Source organism: Pseudomonas sp. Root401 (assembly GCF_001425105.1).
In the GTDB taxonomy this organism is placed as follows: Bacteria; Pseudomonadota; Gammaproteobacteria; order Pseudomonadales; family Pseudomonadaceae; genus Aquipseudomonas; species Aquipseudomonas brassicacearum.
The window spans coordinates 245,978-271,857 of sequence record NZ_LMDO01000045.1 but is presented as its reverse complement, the minus strand read 5'-3'; the positions used below and the strand labels follow the sequence as shown (position 1 = coordinate 271,857).

General features: G+C 62.4%; 26 protein-coding genes. 11 read left to right on the top strand and 15 right to left on the bottom strand.

Annotated features, from left to right (window positions below; all coding sequences use genetic code 11):
* Positions 1 to 14: 14 nt before the first annotated feature.
* From ASC85_RS31685 to ASC85_RS25635, 3 genes are read right to left on the bottom strand one after another with little or no spacing between them, the layout of a single operon-like run.
* Positions 15 to 179 carry a DUF2474 domain-containing protein gene (locus ASC85_RS31685; RefSeq protein WP_082534488.1) on the bottom strand — a complete coding sequence of 55 codons (165 nt, stop codon included), beginning with the start codon at positions 177 to 179 and terminating at the stop codon, positions 15 to 17.
* An 11-nt stretch (positions 180 to 190) separates the two neighbouring features.
* Positions 191 to 1,198 (bottom strand): cytochrome d ubiquinol oxidase subunit II, encoded by a 1,008-nt coding sequence (cydB, locus tag ASC85_RS25640; RefSeq protein ID WP_003205787.1) that lies wholly within the window; start codon positions 1,196 to 1,198, stop codon positions 191 to 193.
* 3 nt (positions 1,199 to 1,201) lie between these two features.
* Positions 1,202 to 2,638: a cytochrome ubiquinol oxidase subunit I gene (locus ASC85_RS25635; RefSeq protein WP_057451878.1), complete on the bottom strand. Its 1,437-nt coding sequence runs from the start codon at positions 2,636 to 2,638 to the stop codon at positions 1,202 to 1,204.
* Between the two features lie 484 nt (positions 2,639 to 3,122).
* Between ASC85_RS25635 and ASC85_RS25630 the strand changes: the two genes are divergently transcribed.
* Positions 3,123 to 4,361 carry an MFS transporter gene (locus ASC85_RS25630; RefSeq protein WP_057451877.1) on the top strand — a complete coding sequence of 413 codons (1,239 nt, stop codon included), beginning with the start codon at positions 3,123 to 3,125 and terminating at the stop codon, positions 4,359 to 4,361.
* On the opposite strand, the gene ASC85_RS25625 is transcribed toward ASC85_RS25630, so the two are convergent.
* Genes ASC85_RS25625 through ASC85_RS25615 form a run of 3 tightly spaced genes read right to left on the bottom strand, consistent with a single transcriptional unit; the run spans position 4,358 to position 8,081 of the window.
* Positions 4,358 to 6,559 (bottom strand): xanthine dehydrogenase family protein molybdopterin-binding subunit, encoded by a 2,202-nt coding sequence (locus tag ASC85_RS25625; RefSeq protein WP_057451876.1) that lies wholly within the window; start codon positions 6,557 to 6,559, stop codon positions 4,358 to 4,360. The genes ASC85_RS25630 and ASC85_RS25625 overlap by 4 nt on opposite strands.
* Entirely contained in the window at positions 6,559 to 7,560 is a 1,002-nt protein-coding gene (locus ASC85_RS25620) for an FAD binding domain-containing protein (RefSeq protein ID WP_057451875.1), read from the bottom strand. Before ASC85_RS25620 ends, ASC85_RS25625 begins: the two co-directional genes overlap by 1 nt.
* Entirely contained in the window at positions 7,557 to 8,081 is a 525-nt protein-coding gene (locus tag ASC85_RS25615) for a (2Fe-2S)-binding protein (RefSeq protein WP_057451874.1), read from the bottom strand. The genes ASC85_RS25620 and ASC85_RS25615 overlap by 4 nt, the downstream gene beginning before the upstream one ends.
* 192 nt (positions 8,082 to 8,273) lie before the next feature.
* Here ASC85_RS25615 and ASC85_RS25610 point away from each other — a divergent pair, with 192 nt between their 5' ends.
* Both ASC85_RS25610 and ASC85_RS25605 read left to right on the top strand, forming a co-directional pair.
* Complete coding sequence (locus ASC85_RS25610) at positions 8,274 to 8,552, top strand: type II toxin-antitoxin system RelE/ParE family toxin (RefSeq protein ID WP_057451873.1); 279 nt, start codon at positions 8,274 to 8,276, stop codon at positions 8,550 to 8,552.
* Between the two features lie 15 nt (positions 8,553 to 8,567).
* A complete protein-coding gene (locus ASC85_RS25605) occupies positions 8,568 to 8,855 on the top strand; it encodes a HigA family addiction module antitoxin (RefSeq protein ID WP_057451872.1) in 288 nt (95 codons plus the stop codon).
* 6 nt (positions 8,856 to 8,861) lie between these two features.
* Here ASC85_RS25605 and ASC85_RS25600 read toward each other — a convergent pair whose 3' ends face one another.
* Both ASC85_RS25600 and ASC85_RS25595 read right to left on the bottom strand, forming a co-directional pair.
* Positions 8,862 to 9,428: a DJ-1 family glyoxalase III gene (locus tag ASC85_RS25600; protein ID WP_057451871.1), complete on the bottom strand. Its 567-nt coding sequence runs from the start codon at positions 9,426 to 9,428 to the stop codon at positions 8,862 to 8,864.
* A 159-nt stretch (positions 9,429 to 9,587) separates the two neighbouring features.
* The gene (locus ASC85_RS25595) at positions 9,588 to 10,034 is read right to left on the bottom strand and encodes a DUF4879 domain-containing protein (RefSeq protein ID WP_430458887.1); all 447 of its coding nucleotides are present in this window, start codon (positions 10,032 to 10,034) and stop codon (positions 9,588 to 9,590) included.
* Positions 10,035 to 10,247: 213 nt separating this feature from the next.
* Between ASC85_RS25595 and ASC85_RS25590 the strand changes: the two genes are divergently transcribed.
* The 4 genes from ASC85_RS25590 to ASC85_RS25575 all read left to right on the top strand — a co-directional run bounded on the left by ASC85_RS25590 (position 10,248) and on the right by ASC85_RS25575 (position 14,220).
* Positions 10,248 to 11,543 (top strand): NCS2 family permease, encoded by a 1,296-nt coding sequence (locus ASC85_RS25590; protein WP_025215596.1) that lies wholly within the window; start codon positions 10,248 to 10,250, stop codon positions 11,541 to 11,543.
* The gene (trmA, locus tag ASC85_RS25585) at positions 11,540 to 12,619 is read left to right on the top strand and encodes a tRNA (uridine(54)-C5)-methyltransferase TrmA (protein WP_057451869.1); all 1,080 of its coding nucleotides are present in this window, start codon (positions 11,540 to 11,542) and stop codon (positions 12,617 to 12,619) included. Before ASC85_RS25590 ends, trmA begins: the two co-directional genes overlap by 4 nt.
* A 303-nt stretch (positions 12,620 to 12,922) precedes the next feature.
* A complete protein-coding gene (gene aroQ, locus ASC85_RS25580; RefSeq protein WP_057451868.1) occupies positions 12,923 to 13,363 on the top strand; it encodes a type II 3-dehydroquinate dehydratase in 441 nt (146 codons plus the stop codon).
* A 5-nt stretch (positions 13,364 to 13,368) separates the two neighbouring features.
* Entirely contained in the window at positions 13,369 to 14,220 is an 852-nt protein-coding gene (locus ASC85_RS25575; protein WP_013694252.1) for a shikimate dehydrogenase, read from the top strand.
* A gap of 123 nt (positions 14,221 to 14,343) precedes the next feature.
* On the opposite strand, the gene ASC85_RS25570 is transcribed toward ASC85_RS25575, so the two are convergent.
* Together ASC85_RS25570 and quiC are read right to left on the bottom strand one after the other, a co-directional pair.
* The gene (locus tag ASC85_RS25570; RefSeq protein WP_014340322.1) at positions 14,344 to 15,021 is read right to left on the bottom strand and encodes a TetR/AcrR family transcriptional regulator; all 678 of its coding nucleotides are present in this window, start codon (positions 15,019 to 15,021) and stop codon (positions 14,344 to 14,346) included.
* Between the two features lie 103 nt (positions 15,022 to 15,124).
* Positions 15,125 to 17,026, bottom strand: coding sequence for a 3-dehydroshikimate dehydratase QuiC (gene quiC / locus ASC85_RS25565; protein WP_057451867.1), 1,902 nt, complete (start codon positions 17,024 to 17,026; stop codon positions 15,125 to 15,127).
* A 267-nt stretch (positions 17,027 to 17,293) separates the two neighbouring features.
* On the opposite strand from quiC, the gene ASC85_RS25560 reads away from it, so the two are divergent.
* Positions 17,294 to 18,631 (top strand): MFS transporter, encoded by a 1,338-nt coding sequence (locus ASC85_RS25560; protein WP_057451866.1) that lies wholly within the window; start codon positions 17,294 to 17,296, stop codon positions 18,629 to 18,631.
* 139 nt (positions 18,632 to 18,770) lie between these two features.
* On the opposite strand, the gene ASC85_RS25555 is transcribed toward ASC85_RS25560, so the two are convergent.
* Positions 18,771 to 19,649 carry a DMT family transporter gene (locus tag ASC85_RS25555; protein ID WP_003205814.1) on the bottom strand — a complete coding sequence of 293 codons (879 nt, stop codon included), beginning with the start codon at positions 19,647 to 19,649 and terminating at the stop codon, positions 18,771 to 18,773.
* 62 nt (positions 19,650 to 19,711) lie between these two features.
* Positions 19,712 to 20,488: an IclR family transcriptional regulator gene (locus ASC85_RS25550; RefSeq protein ID WP_057451865.1), complete on the bottom strand. Its 777-nt coding sequence runs from the start codon at positions 20,486 to 20,488 to the stop codon at positions 19,712 to 19,714.
* A 211-nt stretch (positions 20,489 to 20,699) separates the two neighbouring features.
* Between ASC85_RS25550 and ypfJ the strand changes: the two genes are divergently transcribed.
* Positions 20,700 to 21,584 carry a KPN_02809 family neutral zinc metallopeptidase gene (gene ypfJ, locus ASC85_RS25545; RefSeq protein WP_057451864.1) on the top strand — a complete coding sequence of 295 codons (885 nt, stop codon included), beginning with the start codon at positions 20,700 to 20,702 and terminating at the stop codon, positions 21,582 to 21,584.
* Positions 21,585 to 22,532: an alpha/beta hydrolase gene (locus ASC85_RS25540; protein WP_057451863.1), complete on the top strand. Its 948-nt coding sequence runs from the start codon at positions 21,585 to 21,587 to the stop codon at positions 22,530 to 22,532.
* A 143-nt stretch (positions 22,533 to 22,675) separates the two neighbouring features.
* Here the strand turns inward: ASC85_RS25540 and ASC85_RS25535 are convergent, their stop codons facing one another.
* The 3 genes from ASC85_RS25535 to ASC85_RS25525 form a co-directional block, all read right to left on the bottom strand.
* Positions 22,676 to 23,269, bottom strand: coding sequence for an HAD family hydrolase (locus ASC85_RS25535; protein ID WP_057451862.1), 594 nt, complete (start codon positions 23,267 to 23,269; stop codon positions 22,676 to 22,678).
* Entirely contained in the window at positions 23,266 to 24,135 is an 870-nt protein-coding gene (gene tesB / locus ASC85_RS25530) for an acyl-CoA thioesterase II (RefSeq protein ID WP_057451861.1), read from the bottom strand. The genes ASC85_RS25535 and tesB overlap by 4 nt, the downstream gene beginning before the upstream one ends.
* 104 nt (positions 24,136 to 24,239) lie before the next feature.
* Positions 24,240 to 24,809: a GNAT family N-acetyltransferase gene (locus tag ASC85_RS25525; protein ID WP_003205825.1), complete on the bottom strand. Its 570-nt coding sequence runs from the start codon at positions 24,807 to 24,809 to the stop codon at positions 24,240 to 24,242.
* A 73-nt stretch (positions 24,810 to 24,882) separates the two neighbouring features.
* On the opposite strand from ASC85_RS25525, the gene ASC85_RS25520 reads away from it, so the two are divergent.
* Positions 24,883 to 25,803 (top strand): histone deacetylase family protein, encoded by a 921-nt coding sequence (locus tag ASC85_RS25520; RefSeq protein WP_057451860.1) that lies wholly within the window; start codon positions 24,883 to 24,885, stop codon positions 25,801 to 25,803.
* Positions 25,804 to 25,880 lie beyond the last annotated feature (77 nt).

The following is a 25,880-nucleotide window of genomic DNA, read 5'->3' as shown; positions in this document are numbered from 1 at the left end:
CCCCCACAGAGAAATCAGTGGGTGGTCAGCCCTGCGGCATTCATGAACATCCGCATCAGGCTGGCAACAATGAACAGCGCCAGCACACTGCCGGCCCAGATCAGCGCCAGCCAGCCGAGCCGCTGCCAGAGTGGCTTGCGTTCGGCAGCCTCGATGTCTTTCAAGTCAGGTCTGGCCATGCTCGACGCCCTCAATGGTAGCCGTCGTCGTGGGTCACCTTGCCGCGGAACACGTAGTAGCTCCAGAAGGTGTACACCAGGATCAACGGAATGATGAACAACGTGCCAACCAACATGAAGCCCTGGCTCTGGGGCGGTGACGAGGCGTCCCAGATCGAGATGGACGGCGGCACGATGTTTGGCCACAGGCTGATGCCCAAGCCGCTGTAGCCGAGGAAGATCAGCACCAGGGTCAGGATGAAGGGCGTGTAGTTGGCGTTGCGCGCCACCGCGCGGAACAATCCGTACATGGTCACCAGCACCAGGATCGGCACCGGCAGGAACCAGAACAGGTTCGGCAAGGTGAACCAGCGGGCCGCGATGTCCGCATGGGCCAGCGGGGTCCAGATGCTGACAATGCCGATCACCGCCAGCACCACGAACGCCAGTGGCCGGGCCAGGTCATGCATCTGCTCTTGCAACTTGCCCTCGGTCTTCATGATCAGCCAAGTGCAGCCGAGCAACGCGTAGGCCGCGATCAACGCCAGGCCACAGAACATCGTGAACGGTGTGAACCAGTCCAGGGAGCCGCCGGCGAACTGGCGATTGACCACCTCGAAGCCATCGATGAACGCCCCCAGCGCCACACCCTGGAAGAAGGTGGCCGTCAGCGAACCACCAATGAATGCCTTGTCCCAGAGGTGGCGCTTCTCAGCCTTGGCCTTGAAGCGGAACTCGAAGGCCACGCCGCGGAAGATCAAGCCGATGAGCATCAGGATCAATGGCAGGTACAGCGCCGAAAGCACCACCGAATAAGCCAGCGGAAACGCCCCGAACAGCCCGGCACCGCCCAGCACCAGCCAGGTTTCGTTACCGTCCCAGACCGGTGCCACAGTGTTCATCATCACGTCGCGGTCGCGCTCGCCCTTGACGAAGGGGAAGAGAATGCCGATCCCCAGGTCGAAGCCGTCCATGACCACGTACATCATGATGCCGAAGATGATGACCACGGCCCAGATCAGCGGAAGATCAATACCCATGATTCAATTCCCCTTGTTCGAGCGTTCGTTATGGTCCATGTCGTCGCCGTCATCGGCGGCCGACAATGGCCGGGCCGGCGTACGTTTCTGGCCAGGGCCACCGTCGCTCGGCTCGGCTTCGTGGGCCTCCGGCCCCTTGCGCACCAGGCGCATCATGTAGCTCAGGCCGGCGCCGAACAGCGCGAAATACACCACGACGAACAGCACCAGGGTGATGCTCATCTGGGCGAAGCTGTGGCCGGACGACGCATCGGCCGTGCGCATCAAGCCATAGACCACCCACGGCTGGCGGCCGATCTCCGTGGTAAACCAGCCGGCCAGGATCGCGACCAGGCCGGACGGCCCCATCCACAGCACCATGTAGAGGAACGGCCGGGATTGATAGATCCGATCGTTGCGGCGCAGCCACAGGCTGCACAGCCCAGTGAAAATCATCAGCAGCCCGAGGCCGACCATGACCCGGAACGACCAGAACACGATGGTCGAATTCGGTCGGTCCTCAGGTGGGAACTCCTTGAGGGCCGGCACCTGCTTGTCCAGGCTGTGGGTCAGGATCAGGCTGCCCAGGTAAGGAATTTCCACGGCATATTTGGTTTTTTCCGCCTGCATGTCGGGCCAGCCGAACAGGATCAGCGGGGTCGGTTCATTGCCGACGTTTTCCCAGTGGCCCTCGATGGCGGCGATTTTCGCCGGTTGATGCTTGAGGGTGTTCAGGCCATGGAAGTCGCCGATGACCGCCTGTATCGGCGCCACCAGCAAGGCCATCCACATCGCCATCGACAGCATCCGGCGGATGGCTGGGTTGTCACGGCCGCGCAGCAAATGCCAGGCCGCCGACGAGCCGACGAAGAACGCCGTGGCGACAAACGCTGCGGTGGACATGTGCAGCAATCGATAAGGGAACGAGGGGTTGAACACCACCGCCAGCCAGTCCACCGGGATCACCCGGCCGTCGATGATTTCGTAACCCTGTGGGGTCTGCATCCAGCTGTTGGAGGACAGGATCCAGAAGGTCGAGATCAGGGTGCCGATCGCCACCATGACCGTGGAAAAGAAATGCAGGCCGCGGCCGACGCGATTCCAGCCAAACAACATCACGCCCAGGAAACCCGCCTCGAGGAAAAACGCCGTGAGCACCTCGTAGGTCAGCAACGGCCCGGTCACCGCACCGGCGAAGTCCGAGAAACGGCTCCAGTTGGTCCCGAATTGATAGGCCATGACCAACCCGGACACCACCCCCATGCCGAAGTTGACGGCAAAGATCTTCGACCAGAAGTGATACAGGTCGCGGTAGGTGTCATCGCGGGTCTTGAGCCACAAGCCTTCAAGTACCGCCAGGTAACTCGCCAGGCCAATGGTGATGGCCGGAAACAGGATGTGAAACGAGATGGTGAACGCGAATTGGATTCGGGCGAGATCAAGCGCCTCCAAACCGAACATAAGTCTTCCTCTGTCAGGTAAAACCGGCTGCGGGCGGGGCCTGCATCACAATCCCCAGGGATATGGAGTGCGATGCTTTTCAAATCGTTCTTTTTATAACCGTCACAACGCAGGACTCTGGCCGGATGGCCGCCAGCCCAACACCCCGAAAGGTATTGATCTGGATCAAGCAATGATCAAAGAGTAGCCGCATTCTCGTCGATGAACGGCGTGGTCGTTTGTCGCGTGACAGGTTGTCTCAGTGCTGACTGAGGCGCGGGGATATGTGGGAGCAAGGCTTGCCCGCGATGAAGGCGATGCGGTCTTTCAGAAATCGAGTCGCGTCCATCGCGGGCAAGCCTTGCTCCCACAGATAAACCCCTCGCCACAAAAAAACGGGGCGATGTGGAAGATCGATGCTTGGCTAACTATTTTTTCCGCCACCGCAACTTCCAGTTACAGCTCGGTGATAATCTCGATGCCTTCATCACCGGACCCGTCATAGATGCCCAGCCAAGCGCCGCTGCTGCTCCGTCACCATCGTCCCTTCATCGCGTTCTGGCTGGCCCGGATATTCACCGCCAGCGGCTTCCAGATGCTCACCGTGGCTATCGGCTGGAACCTCTATCAACTGACCGGCAACGTCCTGGACCTCGGCCTGGTGGGGTTGGTCGAGTTTGCCCCGCGCGTGCTGTTCATGCTCCACACCGGGCATGTGGCCGACCGCTATGACCGGCGCAAGGTGGCGGCCATCTGCCAGTCATTGCAGGCGATGATTGCCCTGGCGCTGGCAATCGGCAGCGCCACTGACAACGTCACGCGGGAGATGATCTTCATCCTCGCCTTCCTGCTGGGCGCCGCCCGCTCCTTCGAAATGCCGACCACCCAGGCGCTGCTGCCGAGCATTGTGCCGGCTGCGCTGTTTCCCCGTGCCGTGGCCGCCGCGCAATCGGCCCAGCAGTCGGCCACCATCGTCGCCCCGGCGCTCGGCGGCTTGCTCTACGCCTTTGGCAGTGTCTGGGTCTACGGGCCGACGGTGCTGCTTTACCTCATCGCCTGCGGCCTGATGCTCAACCTGCCTGCCCGGCAGACGCCGCTGAACAAAGGCAAGGCGACGCTGGATTCGTTGCTGGCCGGGATTCGCTTCATTCGCAGTCGCCCGGACATTCTCGGGGCGATTTCCCTGGACCTGTTCGCGGTGTTGCTCGGCGGCGCGACGGCGCTGCTGCCGGTGTTTGCCAAGGACATCCTGCTCACCGGCCCCTGGGGCCTGGGCCTGTTGCGGTCGGCACCGGCGGTCGGGGCCTTGCTGATGTCGCTGTGGCTGGCGCGGTTTGCCGTGGAGCGCAAGGTCGGCCGGGTTATGTTCACGGCGGTGGGCGTGTTCGGCGTTGCCACCATTGCATTCGGCCTCTCCACCTCGTTCTGGTTTTCCCTGGCGGTGCTGGTGGTGCTGGGCGCGGCGGACATGATCAGCATGGTGATCCGCGCCTCCTTCGTACAACTGGAAACACCGGATGAAATGCGCGGCCGGGTCAGCGCGGTGAACGGGTTGTTCATCGGCGCCTCGAACCAGTTGGGCGAGTTCGAGTCCGGCCTCACCGCCCACTGGTTCGGCACCGTGCCGGCGGTGGTCATGGGCGGTGTCGGCACGCTGCTGGTCACCGGAACCTGGATCAAACTGTTCCCGACCCTGGCCAACCGTGACCGGATGCACGAACCGGTGGATGAAGCAAAAGCCTAGAGCAGCTTGTCGAGGGTGATGGGGAAGTCCCGCACCCGCTTGCCGGTGGCATGGTAAATCGCATTGGCCACCGCCGCTGCCACCCCGACGATGCCGATTTCGCCCACGCCCTTGGACCCGAGCGCATTGACGATCTCGTCGTGTTCCTCGACGAAAATCACCTCAATGTCGCCGATGTCGGCGTTGACCGGCAGGTGATACTCGGCCAGGTTGTGGTTCATGTGGCGACCCAGGGCGTGGTCCGTCAGGGTTTCTTCGTGCAAGGCCATGCCGACGCCCCACACCACGCCACCGAAAATCTGGCTGCGGGCGGTTTTCGGGTTGACGACTCGGCCGGCGGCGATGGCACTGACCACGCGATTGACCTTCACCGTCCCCAGGTCTTCGTCCACCAGCACTTCGACGAACACCGCCGAGTGAGTGGCCGTGGCGTAGGCCTGGCGTTTTGCATCCGGCTCGGCAGTGACCTGGGCCTGCAACGGCGTCTCGCCGCTTTTCTGCGCCAGCTCCGCGAGCGCAACGCTCGCTTCGCCCAGTCGCAGCTGACCATCGACAAACGTCACTTGCTCAAGGGTCGCGCCGCTGAAGGCCGGACACGCCTGGCGGGCCACGGCCAGGAGTTTTTCCTTCAGTGCTTCACAGGCCTGCTGCACAGCGGTGCCTACCGACGATACGGTGAACGAGCCGCCCTGCAGCGGCGCGGTGGGCAGCGATGAATCCCCCAGGACAAACGTGATGTCCTCAAGGGAAACGCCTGACGCCTCGGCGGCGATCTGGGTCATGACCGTGTAGGTCCCGGTGCCGATGTCAGTGGTGGCGCTGCTGACGGTCAACTTGCCATTGGTATCCAGCGACGCCTGGGCGCTGGCCTTCTGCTGCATGGCCTCCCACACACCACCGGCCATGCCCCAGCCCACCAGTTGCCGGCCTTCACGCATGCTGCGCGGTTCCGGGTTGCGCTTGTCCCAGCCGAAACGACGGGCGCCTTGGGCATAGCACTCACGCAGTTCCTTGCTGGAATACGGCTTGCCTTCGTTCTCGTTACGTTCGGCGTAGTTGATCAACCGCAACTGGACCGGATCGATCGCCAGGGCACAGGCCAGTTCATCCATGGCGCACTCCAGGCCAATCAAGCCGAGAGCCGCACCGGGTGCGCGCATGTCCAAAGGCGTGTAGACGTCCAGCGGTACCAGTTTGTAAGTCAACTCGACGTTGTCGCAGTGATAGAGCATGCCGCTCCACTCCACCACATGCTCGGTGAAATCCTCGAAGCGCGAGGTCTGGCCGACGGCGGTGTGCGCCACGGCCAGCAAGCGACCGTTGGCCGCCGCCCCCAGTTGCACGCGCTGGAGGGTTCGTGGCCGATAGCCAAAGGTAAACATTTGCTGGCGCGTCAGGCTGACCCGCACGGAACGCTTGAGTGCCAGTGCCGCCATCACGGCCAACGGCAGTTGATATTGCGGGCGCAGCCCGGAACCGAAGGCGCCGCCGACAAACGCGGCAAACACTCGCACTTGCTCTTTCTCGAGCCCGAAGACTTTTTGCACATAGGCCTGACCGTTTTGCGTGCCTTGGGTCTTGTCGTGGATGTGCAGGCTGCCATCAGGCTGATACAGCACGGTGGAGGCATGTGGCTCCATGGGATTGTGGTGTTCAATCGGCGTGCTGTAGGACGCATCCACGCTGAGCGCGGAGCTGGCGTACTCGCCCTGAAAGTTCCCACGGGGCTTGGGTAATTCAGCCGGTGCTGGATGGGCGTCGTTTTGCAGGGTTATCAGATCGGTCTGATGCTCCTCGGCCGCGTATTCGATGTCTATCAGCGAACCGGCATACCGGGCCAATTCAAGACTTTCCGCCACTACCAGGGCCAGGGGCTGGCCGCTGTAGAGCACCTCGTCGTTGTACAGCGGCCGGAACGGCGAGCCGTCCGCCGCATCGGCATCCTGGTAGGGTTCGTCGTAGCTGGCGATCCTTGGCCGGTTGGTATGGTCGATCACCGCGACCACGCCAGGCAGCGCAAGGGCGCGGGAAGCATCAATGCGCAGCACGCGACCACGGGCGACCGCCCCGGACACGACACTGCCGTGCAGCAAGCCGTCCTCGGGGTATTCGCCAGCATAACGGGCCTGGCCCGTCACCTTGAGCAGGCCATCGACTCGGTCGAGAGGTTGCCCTATGGATTTGCTCGGAGCGTTCATCAGGCTTGTCCTCCCTGCGGTGCGCAACCCAACGCGGCATCGCTCAAGGCGCGGACAATTGCCCGGCGCGCCAAGCGGATCTTGAAGCCGTTGTGCGCCAACGGCTCGGCGTCTTGCAGCAGTGCATCGGCGGCGGCGGTGAAGGTTTCACGGCTGACGGTCTGTCCGACCAGCCAGCTCTCCACGGCCCGGTCGCGCCACGGTTTGTGCGCCACGCCACCGAGGGCCAGGCGCGCCTGGCGAATCACCGGCCCATCCAGCTCCAGCGCCGCCGCCACCGAGACCAGTGCAAACGCGTAGGAGGCGCGGTCACGGATCTTCAGGTAGTGGCTATGCTCGGCAAAACCGGAGGCAGGCAATTCGATGGCGATGATCAGCTCATCGTCGGCCAGTTGGTTATCGCGCTCCGGAGCATCGCCGGGCAGACGATGAAAGTCGGCGAACTCGATGGTCCGCGCCCCGCCCCGCCCCAGGACATGGACCACCGCCTCCAGAGCGGCCAAGGCCACGCACATGTCGGAGGGATGAGTGGCGACACATTGATCGCTGGCACCGAAAATCGCATGGATCCGGTTCAAACCGTTCCGGGCTGGGCAACCGCTGCCAGGCCGGCGTTTGTTGCACGGTACGCTCGCGTCATAGAAGTAATAGCAGCGTGTGCGTTGCAGCAGGTTGCCACCGGTACTGGCCATGTTGCGCAGTTGCGGCGAGGCGCCCGCCAGGATGGCCTGGGCCAGCAGCGGATAGCGGCGCTCGATCCACGGGTGCCAGGCCAGGTCGGCATTGCTCACCAAAGCCCCGATCATCACCCCACCGGACGGCGTTTCACTGAGGTCCGCCAGGGGCAAGCCGGTAATGTCGATCAGGTGCTCGGGGCGGGTCAGGTTCTCTTTCATCAGGTCCAGCAGGTTGGTGCCACCGGCGATGAAGCGTGAAACCGGGCTCGACAAATCGACGGCCGCCTGCACGGTGACGGGCTTGCTGTACTGGAAGGGATTCATTGATCACCTCCCGGTTGCCGGCAGAGCGGCAATGCCTCTTCGATGGCATCACAAATGTGGGTATAGGCCCCGCAGCGGCACAGGTTGCCGCTCATCAGCTCACTGATTTGCGCGCGGGTCTGCGCCCTGCCCTCGTTGGCCAGCCCCACCGCTGAACAGATCTGCCCCGGCGTGCAGTAACCGCACTGGAACGCGTCATGGGTGATGAATGCCTGCTGCATGGGATGCAATGCGTCATCGCCCGCCAGGCCTTCGATGGTGGTCAATTCGGCGCCGTCGCACATCACCGCCAGGGTCAGGCAGGCATTGATCCGCTTGCCATCGCGCAGCACCGTACAGGCGCCGCACTGGCCGTGGTCGCAGCCTTTCTTGCTGCCCACCAGGTCCAGTTGCTCACGCAGCAGGTCCAGCAACGTGGTCCAGGCCAGCACTTGCAACTCACGCACCTGGCCATTGAGTGTCAGGCGGATCGGATGACGGACGAAGGACGCCGGCGTCGCTTCGGACAGGGTCGCGCTCATGGAACACCTCACGGTTGGTCGTACTCGCGGCGTTTTGGGAAACCGCCGTCATAAGGGGTACGACTTCAGGGTGAGGCGAAGCGTTCAAGGCAATTTGCGCTGCCGTGGCAATGCAAGAAGCACGGTTTTAACGGGGTTGTGCGGTATATATGTACCGTCCCGAGTGTAACGTATCGCCTTACACTCCATTCCATGATTAAATCTTTCCAGCACAAAGGCCTCAGGCTCTTTTATGAGACGGGGTCGACCCGTGGTATCCGGGCGGACCACGGGAAACGCCTGGCCCGCATGCTCCAGTTTCTGGACAGGGCTCAGGTCGCCAACGACTTGGATATCCCCGGATGGCGATTGCATCCGCTCAAGGGTGAGCTGGATGGATACTGGTCGCTTGGGGTTTCGGGAAACTGGCGGGTTATTTTTCGTTTCATCGGGTCCGATATCGAACTGGTCGATTATCTGGACTACCACTGATCAGGAGGCTGGAACATGCCCATGCACAATCCGCCACACCCTGGCGAAACCTTGCGGATGGACGTGCTGCCCGACTTGGGTATCACGGTCACCGAACTGGCGCGACACCTGGGTTTCGCCCGGCCCCATCTTTCCCGGGTCTTGCATGGTCATGCACCCATCAGCCCCGACCTGGCCGTGCGTCTGGAGCGTGCAGGGATCGGCAAGGCCAGGGTCTGGCTGGGCGTCCAGACCGATTACGATTTGTGGCACGCCGAGCAGCGCGTACAGCCTGTGATTGAACCTTTCCCACAACACGCTTGATGTCTGTCAGGCCAGCAACTCCGCCGCCACCACGCTCCTCACGCCCTTGCCACTGAGTTGCTCCACCAACGCCAAGGCAAACGCCAGGGCGGCGGCCGAACCCTGGGCGGTGATGCAATTGCCATCCACCACCACGGGTTGATCGACGAAGCTGCAACCGGACAGTTGCTGGCTCACGGCGGGCAGGCAGGTCATGCGCCGTTGGCGCAGAACACCGAATGCCTGTAGCGCCAGGGCCGGGGCTTCGGCGATGGCGGCGAAAAACCGTCCGGTGGCGGCCTGGCCCTTGATCAGTTGTTGCAGCGGCTGATGGGCCGCCAGGTGTTGGGCGCCGATGATGCCGCCGGGCAAGACGATCAGGTCGAAGTCCTGCACGAGCACGTCCACCAGCATGCCATCGGCCGTCAGGCGCGTGCCGCGGGCGCAGGTGAGCATCCGCCGCCCTTCGATGCTCGCCACCACGGTTTCGATCTGCGCTCGACGCAGCACATCGATCAGGGTGACCGTCTGCAAGTCGTCGACACCCTCGGCGACGGCTATCAGGGCTCGGGGGATCTTGGTTCCAGGAATCATGGGCGCTCTCCGCTGGGTGATGCTTGTAGTGTAGGAGCTGCCGAAGGCTGCGATCTTTTGATGTGCCCTGGAGACTCAAGCGCCAGGGGAAAGATCGCAGCCTCGCTGCGCTCGGCAGCTCCTACACAGCGTTTATGCAATTCCCACGCTGGAGGCGGGCTACTTGATATACAGCTGGGTCGACATCCGATTGCCCGGTGCGTTGATCGAGATGTTGCTGAAGCTGAAGGTGCCCTCTTGCTTGCCCTTCAGGTCGAAGACGTACAAATAGCCAACGACTTTGGTCCGCACGGAGCAGTCATTAAGGTTGCCGTTACTGTACGCACACACGGGCGAGCGGGTGCCGTCGACTTCAAAGCCGTCCAGGGTGACATGGGGCTGGCGGCCATAACCGACCTCCAGCACGTAGACCTTGATATTCGGGCCGCTGTGATCGCAACGCGTCTGCGCCTGCCCCGGGACGATGTCCTCGAAGCCACAGGCCGGCGACTCGACCTTGAGCACCTTGACCTCGCTCAAGGGCGGTGCCGACGCGGCATTGGCGGCCTGGCCGGACAACCACCAGCCCAGCACGCAGCTCACCGCCGCCAGCAGCTTTTTATTCATGCAATACATAGAGACCTCCGGGAACCGCGCGCAGTATGGCCCACTTGGCGCGTTGGCAAAACATCGACGACGATCGCAGCCACAACGCTACGCTGCTGGTATGATGCGCGGCTTTTTCCGACCCACAGAAAATTCCCGGGCGCCGCTGGCGACCTGTGCTTTGCTGTTGAGGTCGATACATTCACGGCGCCGGGCGCGCCACGGGGAGCAGACATGCTGGAAAGGCTGTTTCAACTCAAGGCACATAACACCAACGTGCGGACCGAGATCCTGGCGGGCGTCACAACGTTCCTGGCCATGGCCTACATTCTGTTCGTCAACCCGAGCATCCTCGGCGAAACCGGCATGGACAAGGGCGCGGTGTTCGTCGCCACCTGCCTGGCAGCGGCCATTGGCTCCACGGTCATGGGCCTGATCGCCAACTACCCGATCGCCCTCGCACCGGGCATGGGCCTGAATGCCTTCTTTACCTACACCGTGGTCCTGCACATGGGCCACACCTGGCAGGTGGCGCTGGGCGCGGTGTTCATCTCCGCCGTACTGTTCTTCATGTTGTCGATCTTTCGCATCCGCGAATGGATCATCAACAGCATCCCGCTGCCGCTGCGCTCGGCCATTGCCGCCGGTATCGGCCTGTTCCTGGCGCTGATCGCCCTGAATAACGCCGGCATCGTGGTGAAAAACCCGGCGACCATGGTCGGCCTCGGCGACTTGAAACAACCGGCGCCGATCCTCGCGACCCTCGGCTTTGTCCTGATCGTCGCCCTTGAAGCCTTGAAAGTACGCGGCGCGGTGCTGATCGGCATCCTGGCGGTCACCCTCGTCTCGATCCTGATGGGCTTCACGCCGTTCGGCGGCGTGATGTCCATGCCGCCGTCCCTGGCCCCGACCTTCCTGCAACTGGACATCAAGGGCGCCCTGGACATCGGCCTGGTGAGCGTGATCTTCGCCTTCCTGTTCGTCGACCTGTTCGACAACTCCGGCACCCTGATCGGCGTCGCCAAGCGCGCCGGGCTGATGGGCAAGGACGGCCATATGCCGAAGATGGGCCGTGCGCTGATCGCCGACAGCACCGCCGCCATGGCCGGTTCGCTGCTGGGCACCTCCACCACCACCAGCTACATCGAATCGGCGGCGGGCGTCAGTGCCGGCGGCCGCACCGGCCTGACCGCCATCGTGGTGGCGATCCTGTTCCTGCTGGCGCTGTTCTTCTCGCCACTGGCCGCCAGCGTCCCGCCCTTCGCCACCGCTCCAGCCCTGTTGTTCGTCGCCGTACTGATGACCTCGGGCCTGGCGGAAATCGACTGGGACGATATCACCGTCGCCGCACCAGTGGTGGTGACCGCCCTGGCAATGCCGTTCACCTATTCCATTGCCAACGGCATCGCTTTCGGTTTCATCGCCTGGACCGCCATTAAACTGGTGTCTGGCCGAGGCCGTGAGCTGAACCCGGCGCTCGTCATTCTGTCGATCCTGTTCGTGATCAAGTTGGGTTGGTTCAACGCATGATTTTTGATTCCCAAGCCTACGCCGCTCAACTCCAGGACAAGGTCACCCGCTTGCGTGACCTGCTGGCGCCGTTCGATGCACCAGAACCTGCGGTGTTCGATTCGCCGCTGAAGAACTTCCGCCTGCGCGCCGAGTTCCGTCTGTGGCGCGAGGCCGGCGAACGGCACTACGCAATGTTCTCCCAGGACGACAAGCGCACACCGATCCTCATCGAGGAATTTCCCATCGCCAGCCTGCGCATCAACCAGTTGATGCCGCAACTCAAGTCCGCCTGGCAAGCCAGCGCGCCCCTGAGCCACAAGCTGTTCCAGGTGGAGTTCCTGACCACCCTGGCGGGCGATGCGATGATCACCCTGTGTTATCACCGCCCGCTGGACGAGCACTGGCACGCTGCCGCCTCGAAGCTGGCGGCTGACCTGGGCGTGAGCATCATTGGCCGCTCCAAGGGCAAGCGCGAAGTGATCGGCCATGACTACGTGGTGGAGAAGCTCGAAGTGGGCGCTCGCACCTTCAGCTATCGCCAGCCTGAAGGCGCCTTCACCCAGCCCAACGGCACGGTGAACCAGAAGATGCTCAACTGGGCTTATGACGCGCTGGGCGATCGCAGCGACGATCTGCTGGAGTTGTACTGCGGCAACGGCAACTTCACCCTGCCCCTGGCCACCCGCGTGCGCAAAGTGCTGGCCACCGAAATCAGCAAGACCTCGGTGAACGCCGCGCTGAGCAACCTCAGCGAAAACGCGGTGGATAACGTCACGCTGGTGCGCCTGTCCGCCGAAGAGCTGACCGAAGCCCTGAACGAAGTCCGGCCGTTCCGTCGTCTGCATGGCATCGACCTGAAAAGCTACGAATTCGGCAGCGTCTTCGTCGACCCGCCTCGCGCTGGCATGGATCCGGACACCTGCGAGCTGACCCGGCGCTTCGACAACATCCTGTACATCTCCTGCAACCCTGACACCCTCGCCGCGAATATCGCGCAACTGCACGACACCCACCGCATCACGCGCTGTGCGTTGTTCGATCAATTTCCCTGGACCCATCACATGGAGTCCGGGGTGTTGTTGACTCGGCGCTAAACGCTGGGGCGATCTCCCACTGGGCTGGACTGGGCAAAGCTCTGTGGGAGCAAGGCTTTGTGGGAGCAAGGCAATTCGGTCTTTCAGAAATCGATGTGCCTGCTTCGCGGGCAAGCCTTGCTCCCACAAATAAATGCCCTCGCCACAAGAGCCCTCCTCTCCCGACAAAAGCCATGTTCGATCATCGAACACTTATTGCCCGATCTCGACTGCTTTATTTGACCAAATTAACCATCTAGTACAATTTATCTCCACCGGCTGAAACCTGGCCGACACCAACAATAAAAATGTGGAGAAATTGCGATGCCTCCGATCGTTCTGGTGCTCAACGGCCCGAACCTGAACATGCTCGGCACCCGCGAGCCGGCGACCTATGGCCATGAAACCCTGGCTGACATCTCGGCACTGTGCGGCCGCGCCGCTGAAGAGTTCGGCCTGGCGGTGGAGTTTCGCCAGACCAACCAGGAAGGCGAATTGCTGGACTGGGTTCACGGCGCCCGTGGCCGCTGCGCCGGTATCGTCATCAACCCGGCGGCCTGGACCCACACCTCCGTGGCGATCCGCGATGCCCTGGTGGCCAGCGAAGTACCGGTCATCGAAGTCCACCTGTCCAACGTCCACGCCCGTGAAACCTTCCGTCATCACTCCTTCGTCTCATCCGTCGCCATTGGCGTGATGTGCGGGTTTGGCAGCCATGGTTATCGCCTGGCCCTTGAACATTTCAGTCAGCGGTTGAAGGGTTGATGAGCATGTCGAATATCACTGTGCTGGCCGGCCTGATCGGCGCGGGCATCCAAGCCTCTCGCACGCCTGCGCTGCATGAACATGAGGGCGATGCCCAAGGCATGCGTTACCTCTATCGGCTGATCGACCTCGATGCGCTGAAACTCGACAGCGGCGCCCTGGCCGATCTACTGGTGGCCGCCGAACGCATGGACTTCACCGGCCTGAACATCACCTTCCCCTGCAAGCAGGCGATCATCCCGCTGCTCGATGAGTTGTCACCCGAGGCCCGTGGTATCGGCGCGGTCAATACCGTGGTGCTCAAGGACGGCAAGCGCATCGGCCACAACACCGACTGCCTGGGGTTCGCCGAAGGTTTTCGTCGCGGCCTGGGGGATGTGGCGCGCAAGCGCGTGGTCCAGATGGGCGCCGGTGGCGCTGGCGCGGCGGTGGCCCACGCGCTGTTGATGGAAGGCGTAGAAACCCTGAGCATTTTTGACGTCGAGGTCAGCCGTGCCGAGGCACTGGCCAACAACTTGAATCAACACTTCGGCGCTGGCCGCGCCCGCGCCGGGCATGACCTGCCCACCGCCATGGCCGAGGCCGACGGCCTGGTGAACACCACGCCCATGGGCATGGCAAAACTACCGGGCATGCCGGTGCCGGTCGAGCTGTTGCGCGGCACGTTGTGGGTCGCGGAAATCGTCTACTTCCCACTGGAAACCGAACTGCTGCGCAATGCCCGGGCGGTCGGCTGCCGCACACTGGATGGCGGCAACATGGCCGTGTTCCAGGCGGTGAAGGCGTTCGAACTGTTCAGCGGCGTGGCACCAGATGCGCAGCGGATGCTCGCGCATTTCCAAAGCATGAACCACTAAAGCCTGGTGATAAGCCCTTGTGGGAGCTTGCTCGCGATAACGGTGTGTCAGTCAAATCAATACTGGCTGATCCACCGCATCGCGAGCAGGCTCGCTCCCACAGGGTATGCACAGGTTCAGGTGTCAGGCTTGCAGATAGCGCAACACCGATTCACAGACCATCTCACGATGCCTCTGCTTGACGGCTTCATCCGACAGGTCGATCTGAAAGATCTCACCGAACGTCTGGCGATTGGACACCCGGTAAAAACAGAACGAACTGATCAGCAGATGCACATCCAGCGGCTCGAGGCCGGCACGGAACACGCCCTCTTCAGCGCCGCGCCGCAGGATCACGCCCAGGGAATCGAGGATGGTATTGGTCATCGCCTTGATCGCGCCTGACTGCTTCACGTACTCGGCGTTGTGGATGTTCTCGATGCAGACGATGCGCACGAAATCCACATTGCGATCGTGGTGGTCGAACGTGAACTCCACCAGGCGCCGGATCGCATCGACCGGGGCCAGTTCCGCCAGGTGCAGGCGGCTCTCGGTGGTGCGAATATCACCGTAGAGTTTTTCCAGCACCTCGACGTACAACTGCTCCTTGCTGCCGAAGTAGTAGTAGATCATGCGCTTGGAGGTGTGGATGCGCTCGGCGATGGCGTCGACCCGGGCACCGGCCAGGCCTTGCTGGACGAACTCGACGATGGCTTCCTGAAGAATGTTTTCCCGGGTCTTCTCCGGGTTGTTCTTGCGACTCTTGCGCGGCGTGGCGACAGGTTCGTCGAGCGCTGCGGAAAGCTCTGGATTCATAGTCATTGCGGGGCTCACGGCCATCACTGCACAGGCTGGCGATTATGGGCCGCACCGTGCACTGAAGGAAGCCAGGACACGGCCCATTACCGCCACGTTTACGATTTCCCTACAACTTGGCGTGCCGCAAACCACCGCTGCGGGACTTGGCCATGGCCGCCAGGCGCACCGCGACATTGGCGGCACCATAACCGGCATAACCGTTCTTGCGCTGGATGATCTCGAAGAAAAACCGCCCTTCGAACGGCTCGGTGTAGACGTGGAACAGCTCGCCACCCTGGGCGTCACGGTCGTACAACACGTTGAAGTAGGCCAGTTCGCTGAGGAACTCGTCGTCGAAATCGAAACGCGCCGCCAGGTCGTCGTAGTAATTGAGCGGGATGTCCAGCAACGGCACACCCGCCTCCTTGGCACGACTGACCTGGGCGAAGATGTCGTCGCAGTCGAAGGCGATGTGATGCACGCCGGAGCCGCGATAACTCGACAGCGCGTGTGAGATCGCGGTGTTGCGGTTCTCGGAAATGTTCAGCGGCAAGCGGATCGAACTGCAACGGCTGCGCAGCGCACGGCTTTTTACCAGACCATAAGGGTCGGGCAAGACCACTTCGTCGTCGGCCTCGAAATCCAGCAGGCTCTTGTAGAACAGCACCCAACTGTCGAGGCTGTCGGCCGGCAGCGCCATCGCCATGTGGTCAATGCGCTTGAGCCCGGCCCCAATGACCGCACCCGGCTGCAGATTGAAGTCAGTGCCATAGACATCGGCCTGCTGGTCCACCAGGTAAATCAGGCTACCGTCCGGTGCGCGCACCGCCGCCAGCTCCAGTTCATTGGGGCCCACCAACCCACGATAGGGCTGGCCTTTGTAGGTAACGGCCCGCTCCAGGGCGCTGGCACTGTTTTTCACGCGCACGGCGGTGGCGCACAACGAAGGTCCGTGGGCTTCGAAAAAACTGTGGGCGAACGAGTACGGTTCGCTGTTGAGGATCAGGTTGATATCGCCCTGGCGCAGCAAGCTCACATTCTTCGAGCGATGCTGGCCAGCCTTGACGAACCCCAGCCGTTCCAGCCAATGGGACAGCTTGGCGCCGAGGTTATCGTCCACGGCGAACTCGAGGAATTCGATGCCGTTGTATTCGCTGGCCGGCGGCGTGGCGAACAGGATGTCGGCATTGCCCATGGAGGGCGCTTCTTCAGCCAGACGCTGACGGGTTTTTTCTTCCAGGTACAGCAGCGAGCGCAGGCCGTCGGCGGCATTGGCCCGTGGCGGCGCGGCGCGGAAACCGTCGTTGAAAATTTCCAGCGACAGTGGTCCGGTGTAGCCACTCTTGATGATCGGCGCCAGGAAACCCGGCAAGTCAAACTCGCCCTGCCCCGGGAAACAACGGAAATGCCGGCTCCATTCCAGGACATCCATGGCCAGGATCGGCGCGTCGGCCATTTGCACGAAGAAGATCTTGTCGCCGGGAATCTCGGCGATCGCGCTCGGATCGCCCTTGAGGGACAAGGTATGAAAGCTGTCGAGCAACACGCCGAGGCTGGGGTGATCGGCTTGGCGCACGATGTTCCAGACCTGTTGATAAGTATTCACGTGCCGACCCCAGGCCAGCGCTTCATAACCGATCCGCAAGCCCCGCGCACCGGCGCGTTCGGCCAGCAGGCGCAGGTCATCGACGAGAATCTGTTCATCGCCGACGCTGTCGGCCGAGGCGTTGCTGCACACCAGCACCAGGTCGGTGCCCAGTTCCTGCATCAGGTCGAACTTGCGCTCGGCCCGCTCCAGGTTGCGCGACAGGCGATCGCGGCGGCAGCCTTCGAAGTCGCGAAACGGTTGGAATAAGGTGATGGCGATGCCCAGGTCGGCGCACATCTGCCTGATTTCCCGAGGGCTGCCATCGTAGTAGAGAAGGTCGTTCTCGAAAATTTCCACCCCGTCAAAACCGGCGGCGGCAATGGCTTCGAGTTTTTCCGGCAAGGTACCGCTCAAGGACACGGTGGCAATGGAACGCTGCATGACTTCGGCTCCCGGGACAGGCATCGGCTACAAAAGGTGCGCCGCTTTTTTAAAGAGTCAGCCGATTATTGAGCTGCCGGTTTCTTTCAGCAATTTAATATGTACCATCCAGTTAGTTTTTTGGGCGATTATCGAACAAAATGCCCATAGCTGAATTGACGATTTTTTGCTCACTGCGCACCATCGCTCCCACATTGATGCCGGCCCTGCCGACCTCGATGGACAGACCCAGACCAACCATAAGAATTTCAAAAACGGGTACACGTTATGATTCCTTCCCAAAGTTCCCGCCTGGCCCCCGCCCTGGGAGTCTCCACCGGCAGCATCGGTGACAAGATCCGCGGCGCCATGGCCGTGGGCAAGACCCGTTGGGGCATGCTCGCCCTGGTGTTTTTCGCCACGACCCTGAACTACATCGACCGCGCCGCCCTGGGCGTCATGCAGCCGATCCTGGCCAAGGAAATGAACTGGACGGCGATGGACTACGCCAACATCAACTTCTGGTTCCAGGTCGGTTATGCCGTCGGCTTCGTGTTGCAAGGGCGGCTGATCGACCGGATCGGCGTCAAGCGCGTGTTCTTCTGCGCCGTGCTGCTCTGGAGCCTGGCGACCGGCGCCCACGGCCTGGCCACCTCGGCGGTGGGCTTCATGGTCTGCCGCTTCATCCTCGGTCTCACCGAAGCCGCGAACTACCCGGCCTGCGTGAAGACCACGCGGCTGTGGTTCCCGGCCGGTGAACGGGCCGTGGCGACTGGCATTTTCAACGCCGGGACCAACGTCGGCGCGATGTTCACCCCGATGCTGCTGCCGCTGGTCCTGCACGTGTGGGGCTGGCAGGCCGCGTTCCTGTGCATGGCCGCGCTGGGCGGGATCTGGCTGTTGTTCTGGGGCCTGAAATACTTCAACCCCGAAGACCATCCCAGCGTCAAACAGTCGGAACTGGACTACATCCAGGCCCAGGACGAACCGGACCAGGTCCGCGTGCCGTTCTCACGCATCCTGCGCATGCGCGGCACCTGGGCGTTCGCCCTGGCCTACTCGATCACCGCCCCGGTGTTCTGGTTCTACCTCTATTGGCTGCCGCCGTTCCTGAACCAGCAGTACAACCTGGGCATCAACGTGACCCAGATGGGCATCCCGCTGATCATCATCTACCTCACCGCCGACTTCGGCAGCGTGGGCGGCGGCATCTTGTCTTCGTTCCTGATCGGCCGTGGCCTCAATCCGATCAAGGCGCGACTGGTGTCCATGCTGCTGTTCGCCTGCTGCATCATCGGCGTGATCATGGCCGCGGGTTCCAGCAGCCTGTGGATGGCGGTGTTCGCCATTTCCCTGGCCATCGGCGCGCACCAGGCCTGGACCGCCAACATCTGGAGCCTGGTCATGGACTACACGCCCAAGCACATGATGAGTACGGTGTTCGGCTTCGGTGGCATGTGCGCGGCCATCGGCGGGATGTTCATGACTCAACTGGTGGGTCACATCCTCACGGTCACCAACAACAACTACACCGTGCTGTTCACCCTGATCCCGGCGATGTACTTCATTGCCCTGACCTGGCTGTACTTCATGGCACCGCGCAAGGTGCCTACGCTGGAAAACTGATTCCAGTGAGCCCGGGATTATTTATCCCACTGTGGGAGCAAGGCTTGCCCGCGATGAAGGCGCCTCGGTTCACTCAGGACCGCATCGTCTTCATCGCGGGCAAGCCTTGCTCCCACAATTGGCCCCTTCACAATCGGTGTTAAGCCCGCCGCTGTTGCCACGCCGCCGCCAACCCACTCAAGCAGATCAAGGTGATGCCCACCACGGTGGTCAGCGTCGGCGTGTGGTTGAACAACAACCAGCCCAGCAGCCCGGCAAATACGATCTGGCAGTACCCGAACGGCGCGAGCAGCGCCGGGGCGGCAAAGCGGAAGGCCTGGGTCAGCATCAGGTGCGCCGTCATCCCGCAGGCGCCCAGCGCCAGCATCATCGCACCGTGCAACAGGCTCGGCACTTGCCAGAAGAACGGCACCAGCGCGCTCATCACCAAGGTATTGCACAGGCCGGCGAAGAAGTTGCTGGTGGTCGGGCTGTCGATCTCGCTGAGCTTGCGCGTGAGCAGTTGGTAGAAACAGAAGAACAGCGCCGAACAGAACGGCAATATCACCGCCGGGGTGAACAGATCCCCGCCCGGATGGACGATGATCAGCACCCCGATAAAGCCGAAGATCACCGCGATCCATTGGCCGCGTGTCACGTGTTCGCCCAGCAATGGCACCGACAAGGCGGTGACCAGCACGGGCGCGAGAAAGTTGACCGCCGTCGCCTCGGCCAGCGGGATATACAACAGCGCCGTGGTGAAGAACAGGCTGGTGCCCAGCAGGCACAGCGCCCGGGCCAGTTGCCACAAAGGACGCTTGGTCCGCAGCACCCGCAGCCCCGAGCGGGGCAGGAAAATACCCGCCATCAACAACGTGTGCACCACGTAACGTGCCCAGACCACCATGATGATCGGGTAGAAACCCGAGAGATATTTCGACAAGGCGTCATGACTGGAGAACAGAAACGTCGCCACCAGAATAAGCAGGATGCCCTTGAAAGCCTGATTGACGCCGGAAAGCGGAGTGCTGACGGTCATGTAGGAATCCTGCGTTGCGTGATGTAGGGAGCAAGGCTTGCCTGTGACGGATGAGACCGCATTCAGCTGAACAATTCCGAGGCCTGACTGGCTTGCGATAACTCCTCGGCAAACGCCAGCAAGGTCGGTGCCAGCTCATGCAACCGCGCCCGCGTCATCCGTGCGCTGGGGCCGGCAACACTCAACACACCGATGACCCGGCCATCCAATGGATGACGGACCACAGCGGCAATGGCCGACGTGCCGATCGCCGAGCTTTGCTCGACACAGGCATAGCCTTGTTCGCGGGCCTGGTGCAGGTACTGGAGCAGTTCAGCCGGGCTGCGTGGCGCGTTTGGCCCGGCGTCCGCCGGCACTTGCACGGCCTGGCGCGCCACCAGCGCCAACGCCTCGGCGTCACTCATGCAAGCCAGCCAGGCATGGCCCGACGCGGTATAGGACAACGGCGTCTCACGCCCCATGTCCGGGTCGTAGCGCAAGCCGGAACGGGCCCCCTGAGATTTGGCGATCCAGGTCTGGCACTCCCCTTCGATGACACCCAGGCGCACCAGTTCACCCGTTTCCTGTGCCAGGCGATCGAGCACTGGCTGGACGATGTCGGCACCGCTTCGCGACAGGTAACGAAAGCCCATGGCGACCAGGCGGGTCGACAAGTGATAACGCAGGTTCTCGGGATTCTGGCGCACATAGCCCAGGCGCATCAGTTCGGCGAGCAAACGGTGGGTGGCGCTCTTGGGAATCTGCAACTGTTCGGCCAAGCCTAGTAGCGGCCAGCCGCGAGGGTCGCTGGCGAGGCTTTCCAGCACATTGAAAACCCGTTCGATTTGACTGCCGGCCATGAGCGATCCAAAGATAAATTCGTCGATTCTAAAATATGCAAAGTGTAATGCAAATTCTGGAACCGGTGCGCCATTCATTCATGCCCTGATGAACCAAACCCCGCGCCGGTTGCCTGAAAGCTCAGGCATCACGCGCATCCTGACGCCCCAAAAGCTAGACTCACCGCAACGGCAGTACAGTGACACCCCGGCCAATCAGAGGAACGCCCACATGTTATGGAAAAAAGGTCGCCGCAGTGACAACGTGGTGGACGCTCGCGGTGACGGTGGGGGCGGCGGCGGAATGCGTTTCGGCGGCGGCAAGGGCTTGAGCCTGACGGCCGTCCTCCTGATCGTCGGCATCGGCTGGATCACCGGCCAGGACCCGATGCAGATTCTCGGGCAACTGGCCGGGCAGATGGATCAATCCGCCCCCGCCACTTCACAAACCCGCCAGGCACCGCCGGCCAACGATGAACAGGCCGAGTTCGTGCGCTCGATCCTCGGCGATACCGAAGACACCTGGGGCCAGGTATTCCAGCAGGCCGGACGCCAATACCAGCAACCGAAACTGGTGTTGTTCAGCGGCCGGGTCAACTCGGCCTGCGGCCTTGCCTCGTCGGCGACCGGTCCGTTCTATTGCCCGGCAGACCGTCAGGTCTACCTGGACATGAGCTTCTTCAAGGAAATGTCCCAACGCTTCGCTGCCGCCGGGGACTTCGCCCAGGCCTACGTCATTGCCCATGAAGTCGGACACCATGTGCAGACGCTGCTCGGCGTGTCGGCGAAAGTCCAGGAAGCACGCCAGCAAGGGCGGCAGATGGAGGGCGATGGCGGCTTGTTGGTACGCCAGGAGTTGCAGGCCGATTGCCTGGCGGGGGTGTGGGCCAACCATGCGCAAAAACGCCTGAACTGGCTGGAGCCGGGAGACATCGAAGAGGCCTTGAACGCCGCCAATGCCATCGGCGATGACCGCTTGCAGCAACAGGGCCAGGGCCGCGTGGTGCCGGACTCCTTCACCCACGGCACGTCGGCGCAGCGCGTGCGTTGGTTCAAGACCGGGTTCGCCCAGGGCCAGGTCAGCCAGTGTGACACGTTCGCGGCGAAAACCCTGTAGATGAAGTGGGGGGCGTTGATCGGGCTGGTGCTGTGCTGCACCGTTGCCCAGGCCGAGGAACACGGCGTCAACGTGGTCGCCCAAGGGCGACTGCAGTTCAAGGGCGGTGCCATGGCCGTTGGCGTAAGCCCTCCACCGGCGTCCATCCAGCGCGTGCTGATCATCCTCCACGGGCGGCTGCGCAATGCCGACACCTACCTGCACAGCGCCGAAAAGGCTGCCGGGCAGGCCGGGCAACTGGGCACCACCCTGATCATCGCCCCGCAGTTTCTCAACGAGCAGGACGTGGCGCGCCATCAATTGCCCAATGACATCCTGCGCTGGCAAGGCAACGACTGGATGGCCGGTGGTTTATCCACAGGGCCGAACCCGGTCAGTTCCTACCAGGTACTCGACGACATCGTTGCGCGAGTCAGTGACCGGCAACAGTTTCCCGAAGTGAAAGAGATCGTCATCGCCGGCCATTCCGGCGGCGCCCAGGTCGTGCAGCGCTATGCCCTGCTCGCCCACGGCCAATACCGGATCCGCCCACGCTTTGTCATCGCCAACCCGTCGTCCTATGCCTACTTCGATGCGCAACGGCCCATGGCTTTCGACCCGGTCAGTTGCCCTGGCTTCAATCATTGGAAGTACGGCCTGCAGAACTTGCCAGCCTACGCGGCGGGGCAAACACCTGCGCAACTGGAAGATAACTACGCCAAGCGCGACATCGTCTATTTGCTCGGGCAACAAGACACCGACCCGGAACATCCGGCGCTGGATAAAGGCTGCGAAGCACAAACCCAGGGGCCGTATCGATTATTGCGCGGGCATTTCTTTTTCGACTACCTGACCCGGCGTCATCCCGAGGGGTTGAACCAGCGGCTGATCGAAGTGCCCGGGGTAGGGCATAACGGGGATGGGATGTTGACTTCGCCTGAGGGGCTGAAGGTGTTGTTTGGTCAGTGAGTTTTGTAGCGGTCGAAAGGGCCTCTTCGCGAGCAGGCTCGCTCCCACAGGAGACCTCTGTTGATCGCAGTTTTTTTGCCCATACCAGAGCCCCTGTGGGAGCGAGCCTGCTCGCGAAGGCGGCGGGTCTGTCACCACCTATCTCAAGCCGAAAGCATCCGCCGCAACTCCCCACAATCGCGCGCATGCCAATCCGTCAGCTCCGGCCACGGATTGTCCGGCAGGTTCACCAACACCGTCCGTGCGCCCGCCGCACGCCCGCAGTCCAGGTCAAAGCGGTAATCGCCCACCATCACCATCGCCTCGGGCGCCACGTTCCAGGCCTCGGCCAACTTCAACAGGCCACCGGGGTGGGGCTTGGGCGGTGCTTCGTCGCGGCCCAGCACATCCTCCACGGCGAAGCAGTCCGCCAGGCCGATGGCTTCGAGGGTGACGTGGGCCAACTCGCGGGCGTTGCGGGTGAGGATGCCCAGGCGATAACCGCGCCCGGCCAGCTCTCGCACCAGTTCAACCGCCCCCGGCGCGGGCCTGGATCCCAGCGCCAGGTCCCGTTCATGCTCCAGCAGCCAGGCATGCTTGGCCGCGGCCTGATCCGCCGGCAACGCGGCCAGGTGGGTGAGGATGTCGTCTTCGGCCGGAATCGCCAGGGCCACGCGAATCGCCGCGAAGTCATGCACGGCGATCGTCAGCGTGCCATCCATGTCGAATACCCAATGACGGACCTCGGCCAGGCTCATGCCCAGTCCTTGCGATGGCGAATCAGGCCTTCCTGGGTCACCGAGGCCACCAGTTGTCCGGCGCGGTTGAACACGCTGCCACGGGAAAACCCACGGGAGTTGCCGGCCCACGGGCTGTCCATGGCGTAGAGCAACCAGTCATCGGCGCGCAGGTCGGCATGGAACCACAAGGCGTGATCGAGGCTGGCGACCTGCATGTCTTTCTGCCAGACCGATTTACCGTGGGGCAGCAACGAAGTGGTCAACAGGCCGAAGTCCGACGCGTAGGCCAGCAGGTATTTGTGCAGGGCCGGCGAATCCGCCAGGGCGCCATCGGCACGGAACCACACGTATTTGACCGGGTCCGCCGGTTGCGGGTTGTAAGGGTCTTTTTCGGTGACCGGGCGCACCTCGATCGGCTTGGGGCACAGCAGTTTTTCGCGCATGTGCTCCGGCAGCAGGTGCGCGCGCTGCTGAGTCAATTCCAGCTCGGACGGCAGATTCTCCGGCCCGACGACTTGCGGCATGCTGCTCTGGTGCTCAAAGCCCTCTTCGTCGTACTGGAACGACGCACTGCAAGTGAAAATCGGGTTGCCCTTCTGGATCGCCGTCACCCGGCGAGTGCTGAAGCTGCCACCGTCACGCACCCGGTCCACCTGGTAGACCACCGGCAGCGCGGCGTCGCCCGGACGCAGGAAGTAACCGTGCATCGAATGCACATGGCGCGCCTCTTCCACGGTCTGGCTGGCCGCCGACAACGACTGGCCCAGTACCTGGCCGCCGAACAACTGGCGAAACCCCAGGTCCTGGCTACGCCCGCGAAACAGGTTCTCTTCGATCGGTTCCAGGGTCAGCAGGTCGACCAGATCTTCCAACACGTGGCTCATTCAGACTTTCCTCACACAGCGCAAAAACCGCGCAGTCTATGCTGCGGCGGCGGATCGATAGTGGCCCGGGCCATTTTGGCGGGCATTGTAAACGTCCGTGTCGGCTAACCGTGCAGGGTCTGCAACCACTGCTCACGATTGATGCGATAGAGCACATGGTGACGCAATGGATGACCGACGGCGAGTGTCGGGTGTTCAAAGTCGTCAGCCGGGTCATGCTGCATGCCAATGGCCTGCATGACCTTTTGCGATGGCAGGTTGTCGACGGCGGTGAACGCCACCACTTCGTCCAGCGTCAACTGGTCGAAAGCACAACGCAAGGCGGTCCACGCCGCTTCGCTGGCATACCCCAGGCCCCAGTGCTCCCGGGCCAGGCGCCAACCGATCTCGATGGCCGGCGTGAATGGCGCATCGAACCCGACCACACCCAGCCCGGTAAAGCCAATGAAGGCGCCAGTGTCCTTGCGTTCCAGGGCCCACAAACCAAAACCATGCTCGGCGAAATGCCCCCGCACGCGACCGATCAGGGCAGCGCTTTCCAGGCGGCTCAGGCGCGCCGGGAAATAACGCATCACCTGCGGGTCTGCGCACATGGCGGCAAATTCCGGCAAGTCATCATCGTGCCACTGCCGCAATAGCAGCCGCGCGCTTTCCAGTTCCAGTATCGGCTCCATCTTCACTCCCTTTCCATGCCCCAGAGTCTACATCGCTGGTAGGATCCGTCACTCAATCACTACTGAAAACACCATGTCGCTGCCGCTTATCTATCACGAAGACTACAGCCCTGACTTCCCGGCGGAACACCGTTTCCCCATGGACAAGTTTCGCCTGTTGCGCGATCACCTGGTGGACAGCGGGCTGACCCGCGACGCCGACCTGCTGCGCCCGTCGCTGTGTCCGCCGGACATTCTCGCCCTGGCCCACGATCGTGCGTATATCGAACGCTACATGGGCGGCGAGTTGTCCCGTGAAGACCAACGGCGACTTGGCCTGCCCTGGAGCGAAGCCCTGGCCCGCCGAACGGTGCGCGCCGTGGGCGGCTCGCTCCTGGCCGCCGAACAAGCCCTCGAACACGGGCTGGCCTGTCACTTGGCCGGCGGCACCCATCACGCCCACTACGACCACCCGGCCGGGTTCTGCATCTTCAACGACCTGGCGGTGATCAGTCGATATTTCCTGGCCAGCGGCCGAGTTTCACGGGTGCTGATTTTCGACTGTGATGTGCACCAGGGCGACGGCACCGCCCGAATACTCCATGACACCCCGGACGCCGTGACAGTTTCCTTGCACTGCGAAAAGAATTTTCCTGCACGCAAGGCGCAAAGCGACTGGGACATCCCCCTGCCGATGGGCATGGAAGACGCCGCTTATTTGAAGGTGGTGGACGATGCGCTCAACTACTTGCTGCCGCTCTATCAGCCGGACCTGGTGCTGTATGACGCCGGCGTCGACGTACACAAGGATGACGCCCTCGGCTACCTGAAACTGACCGACGAAGGCCTCGCCGCCCGGGACGAGAGCGTCATGCGCCATTGCCTGGGACGCGACATCCCGGTGGTCGGCGTGATCGGTGGCGGCTACAGCAAGGACCGCCAGGCCCTGGCCCGCCGCCACGCAATCCTGCACCACAGCGCACAAAGGGTCTGGACGTCATCAGGTTGTCACTGAAACCTGGGCTTTACCCACAATGCCTGTGGAGCGGCCTGTGGATAACCCGTAGGAGCTGCCGAAGGCTGCGAACTTTT

Coding starts and splice junctions, on each gene's coding strand:
- cydB (WP_003205787.1), bottom strand. CDS start 1,198: ATGGGTATTGATCTTCCGCTGATCTGGGCCGTGGTCATCATCTTCGGC.
- ASC85_RS25520 (WP_057451860.1), top strand. CDS start 24,883: ATGTCGCTGCCGCTTATCTATCACGAAGACTACAGCCCTGACTTCCCG.
- ASC85_RS25605 (WP_057451872.1), top strand. CDS start 8,568: ATGCCCATGCACAATCCGCCACACCCTGGCGAAACCTTGCGGATGGAC.
- ASC85_RS25525 (WP_003205825.1), bottom strand. CDS start 24,809: ATGGAGCCGATACTGGAACTGGAAAGCGCGCGGCTGCTATTGCGGCAG.
- ASC85_RS25610 (WP_057451873.1), top strand. CDS start 8,274: ATGATTAAATCTTTCCAGCACAAAGGCCTCAGGCTCTTTTATGAGACG.
- quiC (WP_057451867.1), bottom strand. CDS start 17,026: ATGCAGCGTTCCATTGCCACCGTGTCCTTGAGCGGTACCTTGCCGGAA.
- ASC85_RS25595 (WP_430458887.1), bottom strand. CDS start 10,034: ATGAATAAAAAGCTGCTGGCGGCGGTGAGCTGCGTGCTGGGCTGGTGG.
- ASC85_RS25570 (WP_014340322.1), bottom strand. CDS start 15,021: ATGACTATGAATCCAGAGCTTTCCGCAGCGCTCGACGAACCTGTCGCC.
- aroQ (WP_057451868.1), top strand. CDS start 12,923: ATGCCTCCGATCGTTCTGGTGCTCAACGGCCCGAACCTGAACATGCTC.
- ASC85_RS25550 (WP_057451865.1), bottom strand. CDS start 20,488: ATGGCCGGCAGTCAAATCGAACGGGTTTTCAATGTGCTGGAAAGCCTC.
- ASC85_RS25590 (WP_025215596.1), top strand. CDS start 10,248: ATGCTGGAAAGGCTGTTTCAACTCAAGGCACATAACACCAACGTGCGG.
- ASC85_RS25620 (WP_057451875.1), bottom strand. CDS start 7,560: ATGAATCCCTTCCAGTACAGCAAGCCCGTCACCGTGCAGGCGGCCGTC.
- ASC85_RS25555 (WP_003205814.1), bottom strand. CDS start 19,649: ATGACCGTCAGCACTCCGCTTTCCGGCGTCAATCAGGCTTTCAAGGGC.
- ASC85_RS25625 (WP_057451876.1), bottom strand. CDS start 6,559: ATGAACGCTCCGAGCAAATCCATAGGGCAACCTCTCGACCGAGTCGAT.
- ASC85_RS25535 (WP_057451862.1), bottom strand. CDS start 23,269: ATGAGCCTGGCCGAGGTCCGTCATTGGGTATTCGACATGGATGGCACG.
- ASC85_RS31685 (WP_082534488.1), bottom strand. CDS start 179: ATGGCCAGACCTGACTTGAAAGACATCGAGGCTGCCGAACGCAAGCCA.
- ASC85_RS25635 (WP_057451878.1), bottom strand. CDS start 2,638: ATGTTCGGTTTGGAGGCGCTTGATCTCGCCCGAATCCAATTCGCGTTC.
- tesB (WP_057451861.1), bottom strand. CDS start 24,135: ATGAGCCACGTGTTGGAAGATCTGGTCGACCTGCTGACCCTGGAACCG.
- trmA (WP_057451869.1), top strand. CDS start 11,540: ATGATTTTTGATTCCCAAGCCTACGCCGCTCAACTCCAGGACAAGGTC.
- ASC85_RS25630 (WP_057451877.1), top strand. CDS start 3,123: ATGCCCAGCCAAGCGCCGCTGCTGCTCCGTCACCATCGTCCCTTCATC.
- ASC85_RS25600 (WP_057451871.1), bottom strand. CDS start 9,428: ATGATTCCTGGAACCAAGATCCCCCGAGCCCTGATAGCCGTCGCCGAG.
- ASC85_RS25560 (WP_057451866.1), top strand. CDS start 17,294: ATGATTCCTTCCCAAAGTTCCCGCCTGGCCCCCGCCCTGGGAGTCTCC.
- ASC85_RS25540 (WP_057451863.1), top strand. CDS start 21,585: ATGAAGTGGGGGGCGTTGATCGGGCTGGTGCTGTGCTGCACCGTTGCC.
- ypfJ (WP_057451864.1), top strand. CDS start 20,700: ATGTTATGGAAAAAAGGTCGCCGCAGTGACAACGTGGTGGACGCTCGC.
- ASC85_RS25575 (WP_013694252.1), top strand. CDS start 13,369: ATGTCGAATATCACTGTGCTGGCCGGCCTGATCGGCGCGGGCATCCAA.
- ASC85_RS25615 (WP_057451874.1), bottom strand. CDS start 8,081: ATGAGCGCGACCCTGTCCGAAGCGACGCCGGCGTCCTTCGTCCGTCAT.